18 protein-coding genes are annotated in these 15344 nt (G+C 31.6%); 3 read left to right on the plus strand and 15 right to left on the minus strand.

Features of this window, described 5'->3' with window-relative positions; translation table 11 throughout:
• Positions 1–5: 5 nt before the first annotated feature.
• From rplS to ffh, 4 genes are read right to left on the minus strand one after another with little or no spacing between them, the layout of a single operon-like run.
• Entirely contained in the window at positions 6–530 is a 525-nt protein-coding gene (rplS, locus tag ABXT48_RS06995; protein WP_415286330.1) for a 50S ribosomal protein L19, read from the minus strand.
• 16 nt (positions 531–546) lie between these two features.
• The gene (gene trmD, locus ABXT48_RS07000; protein WP_415302902.1) at positions 547–1233 is read right to left on the minus strand and encodes a tRNA (guanosine(37)-N1)-methyltransferase TrmD; all 687 of its coding nucleotides are present in this window, start codon (positions 1231–1233) and stop codon (positions 547–549) included.
• 8 nt (positions 1234–1241) lie between these two features.
• Entirely contained in the window at positions 1242–1856 is a 615-nt protein-coding gene (gene rpsP, locus ABXT48_RS07005) for a 30S ribosomal protein S16 (protein ID WP_415302904.1), read from the minus strand.
• Between the two features lie 14 nt (positions 1857–1870).
• The gene (gene ffh / locus ABXT48_RS07010; RefSeq protein ID WP_415286333.1) at positions 1871–3229 is read right to left on the minus strand and encodes a signal recognition particle protein; all 1359 of its coding nucleotides are present in this window, start codon (positions 3227–3229) and stop codon (positions 1871–1873) included.
• A 159-nt stretch (positions 3230–3388) separates the two neighbouring features.
• On the opposite strand from ffh, the gene dapF reads away from it, so the two are divergent.
• Together dapF and ftsY are read left to right on the plus strand one after the other, a co-directional pair.
• Positions 3389–4213, plus strand: a complete 825-nt coding sequence (dapF, locus tag ABXT48_RS07015; protein ID WP_415286334.1) for a diaminopimelate epimerase — start codon at positions 3389–3391, stop codon at positions 4211–4213.
• The gene (gene ftsY / locus ABXT48_RS07020; protein WP_415286335.1) at positions 4213–5130 is read left to right on the plus strand and encodes a signal recognition particle-docking protein FtsY; all 918 of its coding nucleotides are present in this window, start codon (positions 4213–4215) and stop codon (positions 5128–5130) included. The genes dapF and ftsY overlap by 1 nt, the downstream gene beginning before the upstream one ends.
• On the opposite strand, the gene ABXT48_RS07025 is transcribed toward ftsY, so the two are convergent.
• From ABXT48_RS07025 to ABXT48_RS07060, 8 genes are all read right to left on the minus strand, one after another.
• On the minus strand, positions 5123–5686 hold the full coding sequence (locus ABXT48_RS07025) for a hypothetical protein (RefSeq protein ID WP_415286336.1): 564 nt from the start codon (positions 5684–5686) through the stop codon (positions 5123–5125). The genes ftsY and ABXT48_RS07025 overlap by 8 nt on opposite strands.
• Positions 5687–5740: 54 nt before the next feature.
• The gene (locus tag ABXT48_RS07030; protein WP_415286337.1) at positions 5741–6634 is read right to left on the minus strand and encodes a DMT family transporter; all 894 of its coding nucleotides are present in this window, start codon (positions 6632–6634) and stop codon (positions 5741–5743) included.
• Positions 6635–6647: 13 nt separating this feature from the next.
• On the minus strand, positions 6648–6827 hold the full coding sequence (locus ABXT48_RS07035) for a hypothetical protein (RefSeq protein ID WP_415284584.1): 180 nt from the start codon (positions 6825–6827) through the stop codon (positions 6648–6650).
• Positions 6817–8154, minus strand: a complete 1338-nt coding sequence (locus ABXT48_RS07040) for an amidase (protein WP_415286338.1) — start codon at positions 8152–8154, stop codon at positions 6817–6819. The genes ABXT48_RS07035 and ABXT48_RS07040 overlap by 11 nt, the downstream gene beginning before the upstream one ends.
• A 10-nt stretch (positions 8155–8164) precedes the next feature.
• Positions 8165–9526, minus strand: coding sequence for a TRAP transporter large permease (locus ABXT48_RS07045; protein WP_415284586.1), 1362 nt, complete (start codon positions 9524–9526; stop codon positions 8165–8167).
• On the minus strand, positions 9516–10100 hold the full coding sequence (locus tag ABXT48_RS07050; RefSeq protein ID WP_415287139.1) for a TRAP transporter small permease subunit: 585 nt from the start codon (positions 10098–10100) through the stop codon (positions 9516–9518). Before ABXT48_RS07050 ends, ABXT48_RS07045 begins: the two co-directional genes overlap by 11 nt.
• Positions 10101–10194: 94 nt before the next feature.
• Positions 10195–11355 carry a TRAP transporter substrate-binding protein gene (locus tag ABXT48_RS07055; RefSeq protein WP_415286339.1) on the minus strand — a complete coding sequence of 387 codons (1161 nt, stop codon included), beginning with the start codon at positions 11353–11355 and terminating at the stop codon, positions 10195–10197.
• A gap of 168 nt (positions 11356–11523) precedes the next feature.
• On the minus strand, positions 11524–12351 hold the full coding sequence (locus ABXT48_RS07060; protein ID WP_415286340.1) for a DUF4198 domain-containing protein: 828 nt from the start codon (positions 12349–12351) through the stop codon (positions 11524–11526).
• Here ABXT48_RS07060 and ABXT48_RS07065 point away from each other — a divergent pair.
• Entirely contained in the window at positions 12326–13444 is a 1119-nt protein-coding gene (locus ABXT48_RS07065; protein WP_415286341.1) for a HupE/UreJ family protein, read from the plus strand. The genes ABXT48_RS07060 and ABXT48_RS07065 overlap by 26 nt on opposite strands.
• A gap of 142 nt (positions 13445–13586) precedes the next feature.
• Here ABXT48_RS07065 and ABXT48_RS07070 read toward each other — a convergent pair whose 3' ends face one another.
• The 3 genes from ABXT48_RS07070 to ABXT48_RS07080 all read right to left on the minus strand — a co-directional run bounded on the left by ABXT48_RS07070 (position 13587) and on the right by ABXT48_RS07080 (position 15343).
• Complete coding sequence (locus ABXT48_RS07070) at positions 13587–14075, minus strand: hypothetical protein (RefSeq protein WP_415286342.1); 489 nt, start codon at positions 14073–14075, stop codon at positions 13587–13589.
• A gap of 118 nt (positions 14076–14193) precedes the next feature.
• A complete protein-coding gene (locus ABXT48_RS07075) occupies positions 14194–14310 on the minus strand; it encodes a c-type cytochrome (protein ID WP_415286343.1) in 117 nt (38 codons plus the stop codon).
• Between the two features lie 79 nt (positions 14311–14389).
• Positions 14390–15343 carry a 2-hydroxyacid dehydrogenase gene (locus ABXT48_RS07080; protein ID WP_415286344.1) on the minus strand — a complete coding sequence of 318 codons (954 nt, stop codon included), beginning with the start codon at positions 15341–15343 and terminating at the stop codon, positions 14390–14392.
• Position 15344 lies beyond the last annotated feature (1 nt).

A 15344-nucleotide genomic window follows, 5' to 3' on the forward strand; every position in this document is an offset into this window, starting at 1 on the left:
AAAAATTATTTTTTTTCTTCTAATTTTTCTGTTTTAGGTTCTACTTGAACTTCTGGTTGTTTTTCAGGTTCTGCTTGAACCTCTGCTTGTTTTTCTGCTTCTACTGCTACTGGTGCTAAAGTTTCTTCAGTTACCGTTTCTGGTTTAACATCAACTTCTATACCAATTTTTTTTCTAATCCTTTCAGCAATCCTAGCTGATTTACCAGTTCTATCTCTTAAGTAATATAATTTTGCTCTTCTAACTTTACCGTGACGAATAACTGTAATTGTATCTATAACTGTACCATACAGTGGAAATGTTCTTTCAACACCCTCACCAAATGAAATTTTTCTAACTGTGAACGAAGAATTTAAATCTCTATTTTTTCTAGCTATACACACACCTTCAAAATATTGAATTCTGTCTTTTTTACCTTCTGTAATTCTAACACCAACTTTTACTATATCTCCTGGAAAAAAATCTGGAATTTTCTTCTCAGTTAGTATTTTTTTAACGTTATGTTGGTTTATTTCTTCAATTGTTTTCATATTAGTATTTATTAAGTTAGTTTTTCTTATATTTTTCCCACAAATCTGGTCTTCGGACGCGTGTTATAGCCTCTGATTGTGATAAACGCCAGTCTTTAATTTTGTTATGATCTCCTGATAATAGTACCTCTGGAATGCTTTTTTCCTCCCAAATTTGAGGTTTTGTGTATTGGGGATACTCCAAAAGCCCATTCTCAAAACTCTCATCAGTCTTTGACTTTTCATTTCCTAAGACACCTGGCAGCAACCTAAGAACACTGTCCAACACAACAAATGCTGCTGTTTCACCCCCAGATAAAATAAAGTCTCCTATGCTGAGTTCTTCTATATTCCTTGTGGATAATAATCTTTCATCAACACCTTCAAAATGACCACAAATTAAACTAATAGATTTTTCTTTAGATAGTTCTAGTGCCAATTTCTGATCAAGTTTTTTTCCTTTAGGTGATAAATAAAAAATTCTTTCACCTTCTTTTTTATTTTTATCAAGAGATTTTGCTAAAATGTCAGCTTTCAATAACATTCCAGATCCACCTCCAAAAGGAGTATCATCTACTGTTTTGTGTTTATCCTCAGCAGCCTCTCTAATATTTACAACTTTTAAATCCCAAATTTTATTTGTTAAAGCTTTTCCATATAGCCCTTTATTTAAAGGGCCAGGAAAAAAATCAGGATAGAGTGTGAATATCTGAGCTTGCCACATGAATCCAGCTATTTAACTTCTTCCTTTGGAGCTGCTTCTGCTTTAGGAGCTTCTGCTGCTGGAGCTGCTTCTGCATTAGGAGCTTCTGCTGCTGGAGCTGCTTCTGCTTTAGGAGCTTCTGCTGCTGGAGCTGCTTCTGCTTTAGGAGCTTCTGCTGCTGGAGCTGCTTCTGCTTTAGGAGCTTCTGCTGCTGGAGCTGCTTCTGCTTTAGGAGCTTCTGCTGCTGGAGCTGCTTCTGCTTTAGGAGCTTCTGCTGCTGGAGCTGCTTCTGCTTTAGGAGCTTCTGCTGCTGGAGCTGGAGCTGCTTCGTCTCCTTCTTTTTTTCTTTCTTTTTTAGGAATAGCTTTACTTGGGTTACTGCCATTTGCAGGCATTGCTATAATACCATTTTCACCTAAAATTCTTGCAACTCTAGTAGTTGGTTGAGCACCTTGACCTAACCAATATTTAATTCTTTCTGCTTCTAGTCCTACTCTTTCTTTTTTGTCTTTTGGTAAAAGAGGATTAAAGAATCCTACTTTCTCAATAAACCTTCCATCTCTTGCTCGACGACTGTCTGCTATAACTACTTTGTATACTGGTCTTTTTTTTGTTCCACCTCTTGATAGTCTTATTTTTATCATTTTTTTTCCTTTATTTATTTAAGTTGATTTAATAGCTCTGGAGGTATTCCTTTATCAGACATACCCTTCAGGTTTCCTTTTGACATCTTCTTCATCATTTCAGACATCATTTTAAATTGCTTAAGCAATTTATTGATAGTGGCCGCATCTGTTCCAGAGCCATTAGCAATTCTTTTTTTCCTAGAACCATCAATGATTTTAGGATTTCCTCTTTCTTTTTTTGTCATAGATAAAATGATTGCTTCATTTTTAGTAATAACGCTTTCATCAATTCCCGAAGCATCCATTTGTGATTTTACTTTAGAAACACCCGGCATAAACGACATGATTCCTTCTATGCCTCCCATTTTTTTCATTTGTCTAAGTTGTGTTAAATAATCTTCCATAGAAAATTGTCCTTTTTTTAAATTCTCTTCTGCTTTTTTTATATTCTCTTCACCAAGATCCTCTGCAGCTTTTTCGACGAGAGAAACGATGTCTCCCATACCTAATATTCTATTGGCTATTCTATCTGGGTGAAAAACCTCTAAATTTTCTATTTTTTCTCCTACCCCTAAAAACTTAATTGGTACTTGAGAAACATATTTCATACTAAGAGCCGCACCACCTCTTGCATCACCATCAGCTCTTGTTAAAACAATACCTGTCACATTTACAGTATTCTTAAATTCTTTTGCAACTTCTGCAGCAACTTGTCCCGTTAAAGAATCTGCAACTAAAAATACTTCTGTTGGATTAATTATGCTTTCTATTTGTTTAATTTCACTCATCATCTGAAGGTCTATTTGTGTTCGGCCTGCTGTATCAAATAATATAATTTCTGCACCATTTAGGTTTGCAGCGCTAACTGCTCTTCTGCAAATATCTGCTGGTAACTGCCCTTCAATAATAGGTAATGTTAAAATATCATTTTGCTCTCCCAATGATCTTAACTGTTCTTGTGCAGCTGGCCTATACACATCAAGACTAACCATCATTATCTTTTTCTTTTTATTTTTTTCTAAATATTTGGCTAATTTTGCTGTTGTTGTAGTTTTACCAGAACCTTGAAGACCTACCAGCATCATTGGAACTGGTGGAACTGCATTTAAATTAATATCTGTGTTGCTTTCACCTAAAAGGCTTACTAGTTCATCATAAACAATTTTAACAACCATATCTCCTGGAGAGGTTGATCTAATTATTTCTTGACCCATAACCTTTGGCTTAACTTTTTCTATAAAATCTTTAGTTACATCTAGAGACACATCGGCTTCTAATAAAGCCTGTCTAATACCTCTTAAGCCTTCATCTACTTGATTCTCATCAAGTGAAGCTGCTTTTTTTAAAGAAGAAAAAATTTCTTCGAATTTATTTGTTAAATTTTCAAACATATTTATTACGCACAGCAGTTTCTCACTAGTGGGCGAATATCGCTGACTAGTGTTGATCTCTTTGTCTCCAAAGACACCACAAATTTAACGTTTTTGTGGAAACGAAGACAACCTATAATAGAGGTTCAAAAAGTCAATAAATAAGTTAAATATCTACATATGGATATTAAAGCATTTAAAATGGATGGTTTGGGCAATGATTTTGTAATTATCGATCAAAGAAGCCAGGATTTCAATTTAAACAAAGATCAAATAATTAAAGTATGTGATCGTAGTTTCATTGGATGTGATCAACTCATTCTAATTAAGAAAAATAAAGAAATAGATGCAGGTGTGGAATTCTATAATTCAGATGGAAGTGCATCTGGTGCTTGTGGAAATGGTACTAGGTGTGTGGCAGATCTTCTATCAAAAGAAAGTGGTAAAAAAGAAATAACGCTCTTAACAGCTTCTGGCTCTCTAAAATCCAAAATCTTAGGAAGGAATTTAGTTGAAACAGAAATAGGTATACCAAAAGTTAATTGGGAGGAGATTCCCTTAAGTGAGCAGCTAGATACACAAGACTTGAAAATTGAAATTGTAGATAAAAATAACACTAAACATATTGGTGGAACAGCTGTAAATGTTGGCAATCCACATATAATTTTCTTTGTAGACGATATTGAAGCATTTGACTTACAAAGTATTGGTCCAAAAATTGAAAATCATCAATTATTTCCAGAAAAATGCAATGTAACCCTGGCTAAAGTTGTGAATAAAAATTTAATAAAAGTAAAAGTTTGGGAAAGGGGAGCCGGGCTTACTAAGGCTTGTGGTACAGCTGCTTGTGCAACAGCTGTTGTAGCTAATATTAGTAATCTAGTAGAAAAAACTACAGATATAGAATTTGCATTAGGTAATTTAACAATTTCTATTGATGAAAGAAATAGTGTTCATATGAAAGGACCTGTGTCTGATATCAAAAATATTGACATTAAATTATAATGGGAATTTTTGATAAATTTAAAATTGGTTTTAAAAAAAGCGCTTCTGCATTTACATCTGGTTTAAGAGATATAATTGTAAAAAAAGAAATAGATGACAAAACATTAGATCAGATTGAAGAATATTTGATTCAATCTGATGTTGGTCTTGTTGCGGCTGAAGAAATTAAGAAAATTATTGCTCAAGAAAAAATTGACCCAAAAAAAGATATTATGAATGAGGTAAATTTAATTCTAAGAGAATATATAATCACTTTAATGAAACCTTTAGAAAATAAGAATTTTTTTAATAAAAAAGAAAAGCTCAACGCAGTTCTAGTATCAGGAGTTAATGGGGTTGGAAAAACAACAACTATTGGAAAAGTTGGTAAAATTTTAAAATCTAACGGTAACAAAGTTATGTTTTCTGCTTGCGATACGTTTAGAGCAGCTGCTATAGAGCAATTAGAAAGCTGGGCTGATAAAATTGATGTACAAATTACAAAGTCTACTCAAGGATCTGACCCCGCATCAGTTGCCTACAAAGCAATTGAAGAAGCATTAAAAGGCAATTTTAATCATGTTTTAATTGATACAGCAGGGAGATTGCAAAATAAAAAAAATTTAATGGAAGAGTACAAAAAAATTGCCCATGTAACTAAAAAAATAGATCCAGATGCTCCTCACGATGTAATCCTGGTGCTTGATGCAACCTCTGGCCAAAATGTTATCAGTCAAGTAGAAGAGTTTAATAAAATTATACCTCTTACTGGTTTGATAATGACAAAATTAGATGGCACTGCAAAAGGAGGAATTTTATTAGCACTTGCTAAAAAATATAAGCTTCCAATAATTGCTCTTGGACTCGGTGAAAAAGAAGATGATTTACAAATTTTTAACGCAGAAAAATTTGCTGAAGCATTTACTCAAATTAATTAATCAGATTATTAGAAATTAAAGGTTTGTAGTAGCTACATTTATAATTTTCTTTAAGATTTGAATGTCCACAATTTTTTGCAATTGATGAAATTATAAAATCAAACTTACCATTTGATGGATATGAATTTAATTTTTTATTAGCAATATCAAATTTAAAATTTTTTTTTATATCTTTAATTGCACTAATCATTACTAAGGTATTATTATCTTTTAATAGATAATAAGCAAAGTCTTCTGGAAAAACTGGATAATTATAACCCTCTAAGAGGTGTTTTGCCTGTGTAGGAAACCATTCATATGAAATTAATGGTGATGAAATTTTTGTTTTATAATTATAGATATATAAATCCTGAGGAAAATCTGTAACATAATTATAATCCTCACCTCTTGCTAGAATAGCTTTATCTCTAGTTTTAAAAAAAAGAGCAAAATTTTTATTATGCGAATTCATTTGTCCTATATGAAAGAGATTATTTGCGGAAGATTCTATATTTTCTGCAATTACAGAACTTGAAATAAAGATTAAGTAAAATAATGTTATAATAAATTTTTTCACTATCTATTTATAGAAATGAAATTTGTGAATTATTTGGTCAGATTGTGGCTTAATTTAAACTTTTCTTTTAACGATATAAACACCACCAAAAACTAATATTGTTCCAATATAATGGTAATATTCAAGCTGTTCATTAAAAAATAAAAAACCATAAATAGCACTATAAACAGTAAAAATATAAAGTGTGAAACCAGTAATTGATGCACCAAGTTTCTTTTGTGCCATTGTATATAAGGTGAATGCTATAATTCCTGGTGAGATAGCTGCAAATAAAACCCACATAAAAAACTCTGAATTAAAGACAGTTCTTACAAAGAAAGCTTCTTCTATTAAATAAAATGGTAGCAAACTGACTACACCAAAAAATGCAATCAAGGTAAATCTATCAAAAATTTTAAGATCTGTTTTCCAATAAAATAGATAAATAGAATAAAGAGCCCATCCTATTGCAGAAGCTAACATCCATAAATCTCCAATTGTAAATTTAAGGCTAATTAGCAAAGATAAATCACCCTTAATAATGATAGCAAAAACACCTGCTAAACAAGAGATAAGTCCTACAATCCTAAGAAGGTTTATTTTTTCTTTAAAAAAAATACTAGAAATAAGAATTATGAATATTGGAGAAGATGAATATATAATTCCCATGTTAGTAACAGTAGTCGTTTGTCCAGCTAGAAATGGAAAAGCTCCACAAACACCACAACCCATTGAACCAATAAAAAATATTCTTTTATATTCTTGCTTTACGAATTTAAAATTTTTTTTTAAAGAACTAAAAGTAAAAGGTAATAATAATAAAAATACTGCTGCCCATCTCCAAAATGCTAAAGAAATTGGAGGAACATATTCAACACCACCTCTTGCTACTATTAAATTACTGGCCATGAAAATTGGCTGAATAAATAGTAATAAAAAAGGTAAGTAGTTATTTTTAGAATTATTCACTAAAATTAGAAAATTATTTTTTATCGAAGAAGGCTTCGTAAAACATCATAAAAATTGCTATAGCCATTAAAATATATACTGGTAGCACATCCCAAAAACCTATCATTGAAGATCGTGTTAAAGTTGTTGCAAGCCCAACAAGAAATAATGTTGCAAGAAGTGAACCTAAAAGAGTTGTTATTTTATTTAGCATATTTTTTACAATTTTTTTCTAGCCAATTAGCTACACCTAAAAACCTTAAATCATCTAGTCTGTCTCCAATTAACTGTAAGCCTAATGGTAAATTATTTGCACCAGTAAGTAAAGGCAATGAAATAGTGGGCAGCCCCATGTAAGTCCAAATAGTACAAAATTCTGGGCTACCTGTGCTCTTTAAACCTTTAGGCGCAACCCCTGCTGAAGAAGGACTTAACACACCATGATAATCTTCAAAAACTTCTTTGTAAGATTCATAACTTCTTTTCATAAAATCTATTGCTTCTGCATAATCTTTTGCTGAGTACTTCATTCCCCTCTCGATTGCACTAATCATTTCTTTAGAAAGTTTTTTTTTAGATTTTTTATAATAACCCTGAAAATTATTAGCCATATCAGTTTCATGAATTATTTTATGGTATTTTGGAATATCATTAAAATATGAGGGCGTGTCGAACACTTCTACATTTTTTTTAAAAGTTTCTATAAAAAGTTCAAAAGATTTTTGCGATTCTTTATCAATGTTTTTCCAGTTTTTAGTTTTATAAAAAATAAATTTTGGTTCATACAGCGGTCCTTTTTTACAAACCTTTAACATTTCATCTGCCGCATAATGAACAGTTGATGAATCATATAAATCTTTTTTAATTAATGATTTTGTAAATAAGGCAACATCTTCAACAGTTTTTCCAAATACTCCAATATGATCTAATTTATCAGATTGCCTCATGACCCCACTCCTAGAAATTAATCCATAAGATGGTTTGTAACCAACAACCCCGCAATAAGAAGCTGGTCTAATAATTGAGCCATTAGTTTGTGATCCAATCGCTAGTGGTGCCATATGGGCCGCTACTGCAGCTGCAGAACCGCTTGAAGATCCTCCGGGTGTTCTTGAATTATCGTGTGGGTTAGTAGTTTTTCCAGGATGAAAATATGCAAGCTCTGTAGTTACAGTTTTTCCCATCACTATTGCTCCTGCTGTCTTAAGCAAATTAACAACTTCTGAATCTTGTGAGCTTGGCATTTTTTTTCTTAGTGGAGTACCGCATTCTGTGGGCATTTCAAAAGTACCTATTATATCTTTAACTGCAATTGGTAGTCCGTGTAGTGAGCCTAGAGGTTTTCCTGATTTTCTATACTCATCAGCTTCTGCAGCTTTTTCTAAAAGTTTTTTTTTATCAAAATATTCCCAAGCCTTTACATCTTTTTCAAATTTTTCAATTCTTTCAATATATAAAGTGCAAGCTTCTACAGAGGAAATTTCACCTTCTTTTAATTTTTCAACCAATTTGTTGGTTGTAAGAGAAAATATATCTATCATTTTAAATTACCTAATCTGCAAATAAGGTTTCTGGTAACCACAAAGCAATACCTGGAAACATATACATAAGGAACATCGCAAATATTACTATTGCCAAGAATGGCATTATCCCTGCAAATATCTCCATTAATTCAACATTGTTTTTTTGAACGCCTTTTAAATAATAGGCAGACATGGCCATGGGGGGTGTTAAAAATGACGTTTGTAAATTTAGAGCAATTAACATTGCAAAGAAATATGGGTTAACATTAAATACCTCTAGCAACGGTAAAAATATTGGAACAAATATAATTAAAATTTCAGTCCATTCTAAAGGCCATCCTAAAAGAAAAATTATTATTTGTGTAATTATTAAAAACTGCCAAGTTGTTATTTCAATTGATTTGAAGAAATGCTCAAAAATTTCATGACCCCCTAAATAAGAAAATACTGAGGAGAAAGTCCAAGAACCAATAAACAACCACATGATCATTGCTGTGGTTTTTGCAGTTAGAAAGACTGATTCTTTAAAACTTTGCCATTTAAGAGTTTTATAAAACCAAGATAAAAGTATTGCACCAAAAGCTCCTGCTGCTGCAGCCTCTGCTGGTGTCGCTATACCTGCTAGAATTGTTCCAAGTACCAGCATTATTAAGCCAAAAAGAGGTACGAAAGAAACTAACACTTCTTTTAAAATTTCTGCTCTCGGTGGAATATCAGCTGCATTTGGTTTAGGTGCAATTGATGGATCCATCCAAGCTCTAATTACTGCATAAGCTATGTATAGTCCTGCTAGTAAAAGCCCTGGGAAAATTGCTGCTGCAAATAATCTTAAGGGTGATAGCTGAGCAATTACTGAATAAACAATTAACATAATGCTTGGTGGTATTAAAATACCTAGACATCCACCTGCACAAATTACTCCTGAAGCAAATTTCTTATCATATCCTGCTTTAACCATTGCCGGCCATGCAAGTAAGCCCATTAAAGTTACTACGGCACCAATAATTCCTGTTGCTGTTGAAAATAAAGTACATGTTATTAGAGCAGCTACAGCCATTGAAGCTGGCAATCTATGAGCTGCTAATCTTATTGCAAAAAATAATTTTGATACAATTCCAGCTCTTTCAACTAGATACCCCATAAATAAAAATAGGGGCACGGCGGTGAGGACATTATTATCCATAACTGTGTACGTATTTTTTACAAATAATGAAAATATCCTATTATCAAATATATGATCCATCAAAGCAGGATCATAATAAGCATAATATCCAAATCCTATTCCCATTGCCATTAGAGTAAATGCAATTGGAAACCCTAATAGTACTGCAAACAAAAATAGACCCATCATTAAGATGGCTACTTCTGGATTTGTTAAACTAAATAACATCTTTTTGATCCTCGTCTTGTGCTGTTCTCATTAAAATTTGTTCTGTCTCTTCTGCAACAACCATTCTTGCTGGCCAATGTCCCGTTTGAATACAAATAATTGCTCTAAACACTTCAGCAACTCCCTGAATAGTTAAAAATATTCCTGCTGCTGGTATCAAAGATTTTGCCATATAAATATTAATCTGTGCTGGACTACTCCAGCTTGTCTCTTTAATTTTCCAAGCAAGAGCCGCATATTCAAATCCATAAAATGCCAAAGCTATTACACCAGGGAAAAAGAAAATAAAATAAAGTATTAAATCAATCCAACCTTGCGTTCTTGGTTTAAATAAACGGTAAATTACATCTCCTCTGACATGAGATTCTGTTGCCAAACAATAAGCACCTGACATCATTAATATTGCACCATACATCTGCATACTGAAGTCAAAATTCCAAAGTGTTGGCTTGTTAAATACATAGGCCATTACTACTTCGTAGCAAGTTCCTCCCATTAAAATAACAATACACCAAGAAAAAGCCTTACCTATTGAGGTACTTAATGTGTCAGCTAATTTTATGTAAGCTCTCATCATGATGTAAATAGAATACTCTAATTTTTTTAAAAACAGTAGTATAAAAAAAGGGGAGCCTAGACCCCCCTCTTTTAAATTATTTAAAAGCTAATTAGATTTTAACTTTTCCGATTGGACCAAACTCATTTTCATAAGCTAGTTTGTAATTAGGCTGATTCATCAGCAAGTACTTCATTACTTTCTTAGCGTATGCTTTTTGAGAGTCGATTACCTTCTTGAAGAATGCATCTTTTGCAGAGAACTCTCCAACAATTTTATCCCAACCTTTTAACTGTTCAGCTAAAATAGCATCAGATGTTTGGTAAACATTAACCTTATGCTCGTTCATCAACATAGCTAAACTGTCAGAATATCTAACAAGTGCTTTGAAGTAGTTATCTGTATTCGCAGCATAAGCAGCGTTTTTTAAGATAGCTTGATGAGCAGGTGAAAGGCTTTTCAGTCTCTTAGTGTTCATAGGAATTTCAAACATCTCTTGAGATTGGTGAAAACTTCCTAAGTGATAGTGTTTAGAGACATCTTGCATTCCAAACTGTGAGTCTGATGTTGGGTTGTTAAACTCAGCAGCATCAATCAAACCAGTTTTCATTGCAGGTTGGATCTCACCACCTGGTAATTGTCTTACAACCATTCCCATAGCAGTTAAAACGTTAGTCGCTAGACCAACTGTTCTATACTTCATACCCTTAACATCAGATACTTTAGTTACATTCTTTTTGAACCAACCAAAAGGTTGTGCTGGCATAGGCATATGAAAGAAACCAGTGTAGTTAAATCCAACACTAGCTACTGCTTCTTCATATAATTTTCTTCCTCCACCATACTCCATCCATCCCATAACTTCTTGAGATGACATTCCGTATGAAGGACCAGTTCCAAAAAGTGAAGCTGCAGCGTTTTTACCGTACCAATATGCAGTCACCCAGTGACCCATATCAACGATTCCATCACTTACCGCTGCTCCGATTTCTGAAGTTTTAACGATTGAGTTAACAGGCTGAAGATCAATCTTAAGTGATCCACCAGACATGTCACTAACCATATTACAGTAGTCTTGCGCCATTTCAAAAAAGATGTTTGCGCCTGAAGGCCAAGCAGCTTGCATCTTTAATACAGTAGCGTGAGATCCTGCAGTTGCAATATTAGGCATTGCTACAGCTGTTGCTGCTGCTGCACCTGTGACTGCTGCCGCTTTAAAGAACTTACGTCTTGAAGGTGTTGTAGCCTTCAAAGATTTTTTATCTTTAATCATTATTTCTCTCCCTTATTATATTAGTTAATTAACTGTACTTATATTACCCACAGTTAGATGTAGCTGTCTACGGAATAGTTAACCCCAAGTTGTGCCAAATAGACCTATTGGTGTATAAAATTCAGGCAAAAAAAGGATGTACACAACCAAAAAGTGTATTAAAATATTTTATTTTTTTATCACTAAGCTTGCCCATAGACTAAACCAATCTGATTTGAATTTAAGTTTTTGAAAATAATTTGCTTTATTTAGCTTAACAGCACTTAATAAATAAGTTCTATTTTCAATAGTTCTTATTTTTCCTACTCCATTTGAATTGGTTTTGATCTTTTCTTTATAAGTATTATTTTCATCTTTACTAAAAATAGTAATTTGCCAGTTTCCTAATGGCTTATTTTTTTCAAAAAGTTGAAATTCAAAAAAACTATTCTTAAGTTTGTAAGGTGTGCTCAAGGCAATAATTTCAAAATCTAATTTTGATTTTTGAATAAAAAAACCTTTATTTCCATCAGTAACTAATACTTTTGCAAACCTTCTATAATTTTCTGTAGGAATTTTATTTCTATCAAACTTATCTATAGTGCTTTGAAGGCCCTGTTCTTTTACAAAATCTTCAAACTTTTCAACAGAGTCATACTTTAAGAATTCATTATTAGTTTCATAGTTTAAAACATGAAATCCTTGCTCTGAAATTAACATTTGAATTGCTGGAAAATCTCCATCCCTCTGTGATAATTTTGTTACTTTATTTCTATTTTCTAAATATAGGCTTTTTTTATTTGGGCTATAAAACCCAAAAGGAGAACCCATAAAATCTTGACCAATATTAATATTAGTTTTAAATAATTCCTTGTTATTAAAATTAAAATTAATTGGTTCAAGCCATAACTCGTGCGCATGTACTTTAATTTTTAAAAAAGTTACTAAAAATATGATTACAAATAAATATAGAACCTGCTTTAATAAATTAATGTTTTTTAAGATATTTATATTCATACTATTCTTTATTAAATCATCTTATGCTCACGAACTGCGTCCAGCAATTGCAAATCTTAATATTTATGAGGAAGATAATATCACAAACGCAAATCTATCAATCCAATTAAATTTAGAAGCTATTATTGCAGGCATAGAAAAAAAACATTCTAACACTGAAGATTCTGAAAAATCTGAAGAATATAAGGATTTAAGGAGGATGAACCCAGTAATTTTACTAAATCAATTTAACTCTAAGATCAAAAATTTTGGTAATAAAATTAATCTAACATCTAATATTTCAAATTTAAACTTAACCTTAATAAGCGTAGTCATACCAGAAGTAGGTAATACTGACATAATTAGAGACACTATTGTTACTTTTGATATTCAAAATATTAAAGAAGAACGATTTAAATTTTATTGGGATAAAAATTTAGGATCAATTATTTTACGTATTAATTCAATTCATAATAAACCTCTTTATACTGAATTGATTGAGGGGGGTAAACAATCTAAATGGTTTAGTATAAAGAATAAAATAGAGGTGGGACTTTTTCAAAATGTTAAAGAATATACCTTGCTAGGATTTAAGCACATTATACCAAAAGGTTTGGATCACATTTTATTTGTACTAGCACTATTTCTTTTATCTCCAAAACTGAGGCCTTTAGTTTTACAAGTTTCAATTTTTACTTTAGCTCACACAATTACTTTGTTCTTGGGTGCACTAAAAATAATAACAATTCCAGCAATTATTATTGAACCAATCATTGCTCTATCTATTTGCTTTATAGCAATTGAAAATTTGTTTACTGAAAGTATAAGAAGAACAAGACCCTATATAATTTTTATTTTTGGTCTACTTCATGGTTTGGGTTTTGCGGGAATTTTAAATGAAATTGGAATTTCAACAAACCTATTTATTTCAAGTTTAATTTCTTTTAATGTTGGAGTTGAGCTTGGTCAAATCAGTGTAATTATTTTGTCATATATTTTAATTGCACTATTATTCCAAAAAAAATCATGGTACCAAAATAGAGTTACTAAACCGATTTCAATGATTATTGCATTTATTGGCTTTTATTGGTTTATCCAAAGATTATTTTTTTAATATTATAAGTAAAAAATTACCGTAAATAATTCAAGTTTTTAAAGTCAACTTTTTTTAATAAATAACACTTAATTAATATTAATAAAGACCCTGTAAAATGTTATTGGGTCAGTTTAGAAACTGACCTTTTAATATAAAAATATTATTTTTGTTTTCCTAAAAATTTCATTAACGAAGATATCATATCTATATTCGAGTTTATAAATTCAACCGTAAGATCTTCGGAAGGCCTAATGTTTCTAATTTTTAAATCATGTTTTTCCTCGATACGTGCTGGCATTTTAATAAAAAATCCTTTTTCTAATCCTTCATCAACAATTTGAGCAATTGTTTTGTAAGAATATTCAGGTAGTTTATTGGACATACTTTCTTTATAGACTTCAACTCCAAGTTCGTTTGCTTCAAATATTAATAAAAAAACTTTAAATCTTTTTATTGTAGATAAACACCATTGCATGCCAGGTTTGTCAGCTTCAAATATAAAGCTTTCTTTAAGATCGGCCATCATCTCAAGGTACCTGCCACAAAATTGATCCATTGATGCTTCAAAAGGAAGTTTTTCTAGGTTTAGCCTCTTAAGAATTCTTTTCTCTCTTTTTAAACTCTCAATATTAATACTTTTTGGCAGCATATTTAAAATTTTTGATTACAATCTTTTTAGGTCCATTTGAATGTAAAAGTTTCATATTAAATAATATCTTTACAAGCACTTACTTAATACGGAAAAAAATTGTGCTAATAAAAATAAGTTAATTTAGTTTATACTTCTCTAAGTTAGGATCAAAAATTTTAATCTTTATTCTAGAATACCACTCTGCAACCTTTTCTATATCTTCATCTGATATCATTTGAGCAATCATTGTCATCTGCGGGTGGTTTAATTTTCCAGATTTATAATCTTTGAGTTTTAAAATAATCTAATCTTTTTGCTGAGCTGTGATTGTATTAATTTACTTTATTTGTACAATTACCTGTTTTGAAAAACTCATCAATATTGTCTATGGCCAAATTACCCATTGCTGTTCTTGTGTGTTTAGTCGAGCTTCCAAGATGGGGTAATATAAATGCACTTTTTATTTTAAGATAACCAGGATTTAAATTCGGCTCACCCTTATAAACATCTAATCCTGCTGCATAAATTTTTCTTCTATTTAGTGCATCAATTAAAGCTTCATCATCAACAATATCTCCACGAGCTACATTTGTTATAACAGCACCTGTTGGAAAATATTCTAATGTTTCTTTATTAATTAAATTTTCTGTTTCTTTTGTTGCAGGGCAACAAATTGACAATACATCTGAAACTCCGAAAAGACTCTTGATACTATCGTGATATATAGCTCCCTGTTCTTTTTCTTCAGTTAGTTTTGATCTATTATGATAATGAATAATCATACCTAAAGATTTTGCTATTTTTGCAACCTTTTGTCCTATTCTTCCCATTCCTAAAATTCCAAGTCTTGAGCCTGTTAACTGTTTTCCTATCAAATAATCTGCTGACCATTTCCAGTTACTTTCTTTTGCAGCTTGAATACCCTCTGGAACTCTTCTGCATGCTCCAAGAATTAATAAAATTCCAATCTCTGCTGTAGCATCTGATAAAACTTCTGGTGTATTAGTTACTGCTATTCCTCTTTTTTTAGCTGCTTCTAAATCAATATTTCCAAAACCAACTGCAAAATTAGAAATTATCTTAATACTATCTGGTAGTTTGCTTATAGTATCTTCATCCATCTTATCAGTTAAAGAAGTTAATATTGCATCATGGCTTTCACTTAATTCAATAAGTTTTGACTGAGAATATAACTCATCATTACCATTAAGTTTTGCATCAAATATTTTTGACGCTTTTTCTTCAGATGCCTTTAATAATCTTCTCGTAATTATAATTTTTTTCATA

The organism is Candidatus Pelagibacter sp. Uisw_101 (assembly GCF_047727615.1).
In the GTDB taxonomy this organism is placed as follows: Bacteria; Pseudomonadota; Alphaproteobacteria; order Pelagibacterales; family Pelagibacteraceae; genus Pelagibacter.

Coding starts and splice junctions, on each gene's coding strand:
- rplS (WP_415286330.1), bottom strand. CDS start 530: ATGAAAACAATTGAAGAAATAAACCAACATAACGTTAAAAAAATACTA.
- trmD (WP_415302902.1), bottom strand. CDS start 1,233: ATGTGGCAAGCTCAGATATTCACACTCTATCCTGATTTTTTTCCTGGC.
- rpsP (WP_415302904.1), bottom strand. CDS start 1,856: ATGATAAAAATAAGACTATCAAGAGGTGGAACAAAAAAAAGACCAGTA.
- ffh (WP_415286333.1), bottom strand. CDS start 3,229: ATGTTTGAAAATTTAACAAATAAATTCGAAGAAATTTTTTCTTCTTTA.
- dapF (WP_415286334.1), top strand. CDS start 3,389: ATGGATATTAAAGCATTTAAAATGGATGGTTTGGGCAATGATTTTGTA.
- ftsY (WP_415286335.1), top strand. CDS start 4,213: ATGGGAATTTTTGATAAATTTAAAATTGGTTTTAAAAAAAGCGCTTCT.
- ABXT48_RS07035 (WP_415284584.1), bottom strand. CDS start 6,827: ATGCTAAATAAAATAACAACTCTTTTAGGTTCACTTCTTGCAACATTA.
- ABXT48_RS07040 (WP_415286338.1), bottom strand. CDS start 8,154: ATGATAGATATATTTTCTCTTACAACCAACAAATTGGTTGAAAAATTA.
- ABXT48_RS07045 (WP_415284586.1), bottom strand. CDS start 9,526: ATGTTATTTAGTTTAACAAATCCAGAAGTAGCCATCTTAATGATGGGT.
- ABXT48_RS07050 (WP_415287139.1), bottom strand. CDS start 10,100: ATGAGAGCTTACATAAAATTAGCTGACACATTAAGTACCTCAATAGGT.
- ABXT48_RS07055 (WP_415286339.1), bottom strand. CDS start 11,355: ATGATTAAAGATAAAAAATCTTTGAAGGCTACAACACCTTCAAGACGT.
- ABXT48_RS07065 (WP_415286341.1), top strand. CDS start 12,326: ATGTTTTTTAAGATATTTATATTCATACTATTCTTTATTAAATCATCT.
- ABXT48_RS07060 (WP_415286340.1), bottom strand. CDS start 12,351: ATGAATATAAATATCTTAAAAAACATTAATTTATTAAAGCAGGTTCTA.
- ABXT48_RS07070 (WP_415286342.1), bottom strand. CDS start 14,075: ATGCTGCCAAAAAGTATTAATATTGAGAGTTTAAAAAGAGAGAAAAGA.
- ABXT48_RS07075 (WP_415286343.1), bottom strand. CDS start 14,310: ATGACAATGATTGCTCAAATGATATCAGATGAAGATATAGAAAAGGTT.
- ABXT48_RS07080 (WP_415286344.1), bottom strand. CDS start 15,343: ATGAAAAAAATTATAATTACGAGAAGATTATTAAAGGCATCTGAAGAA.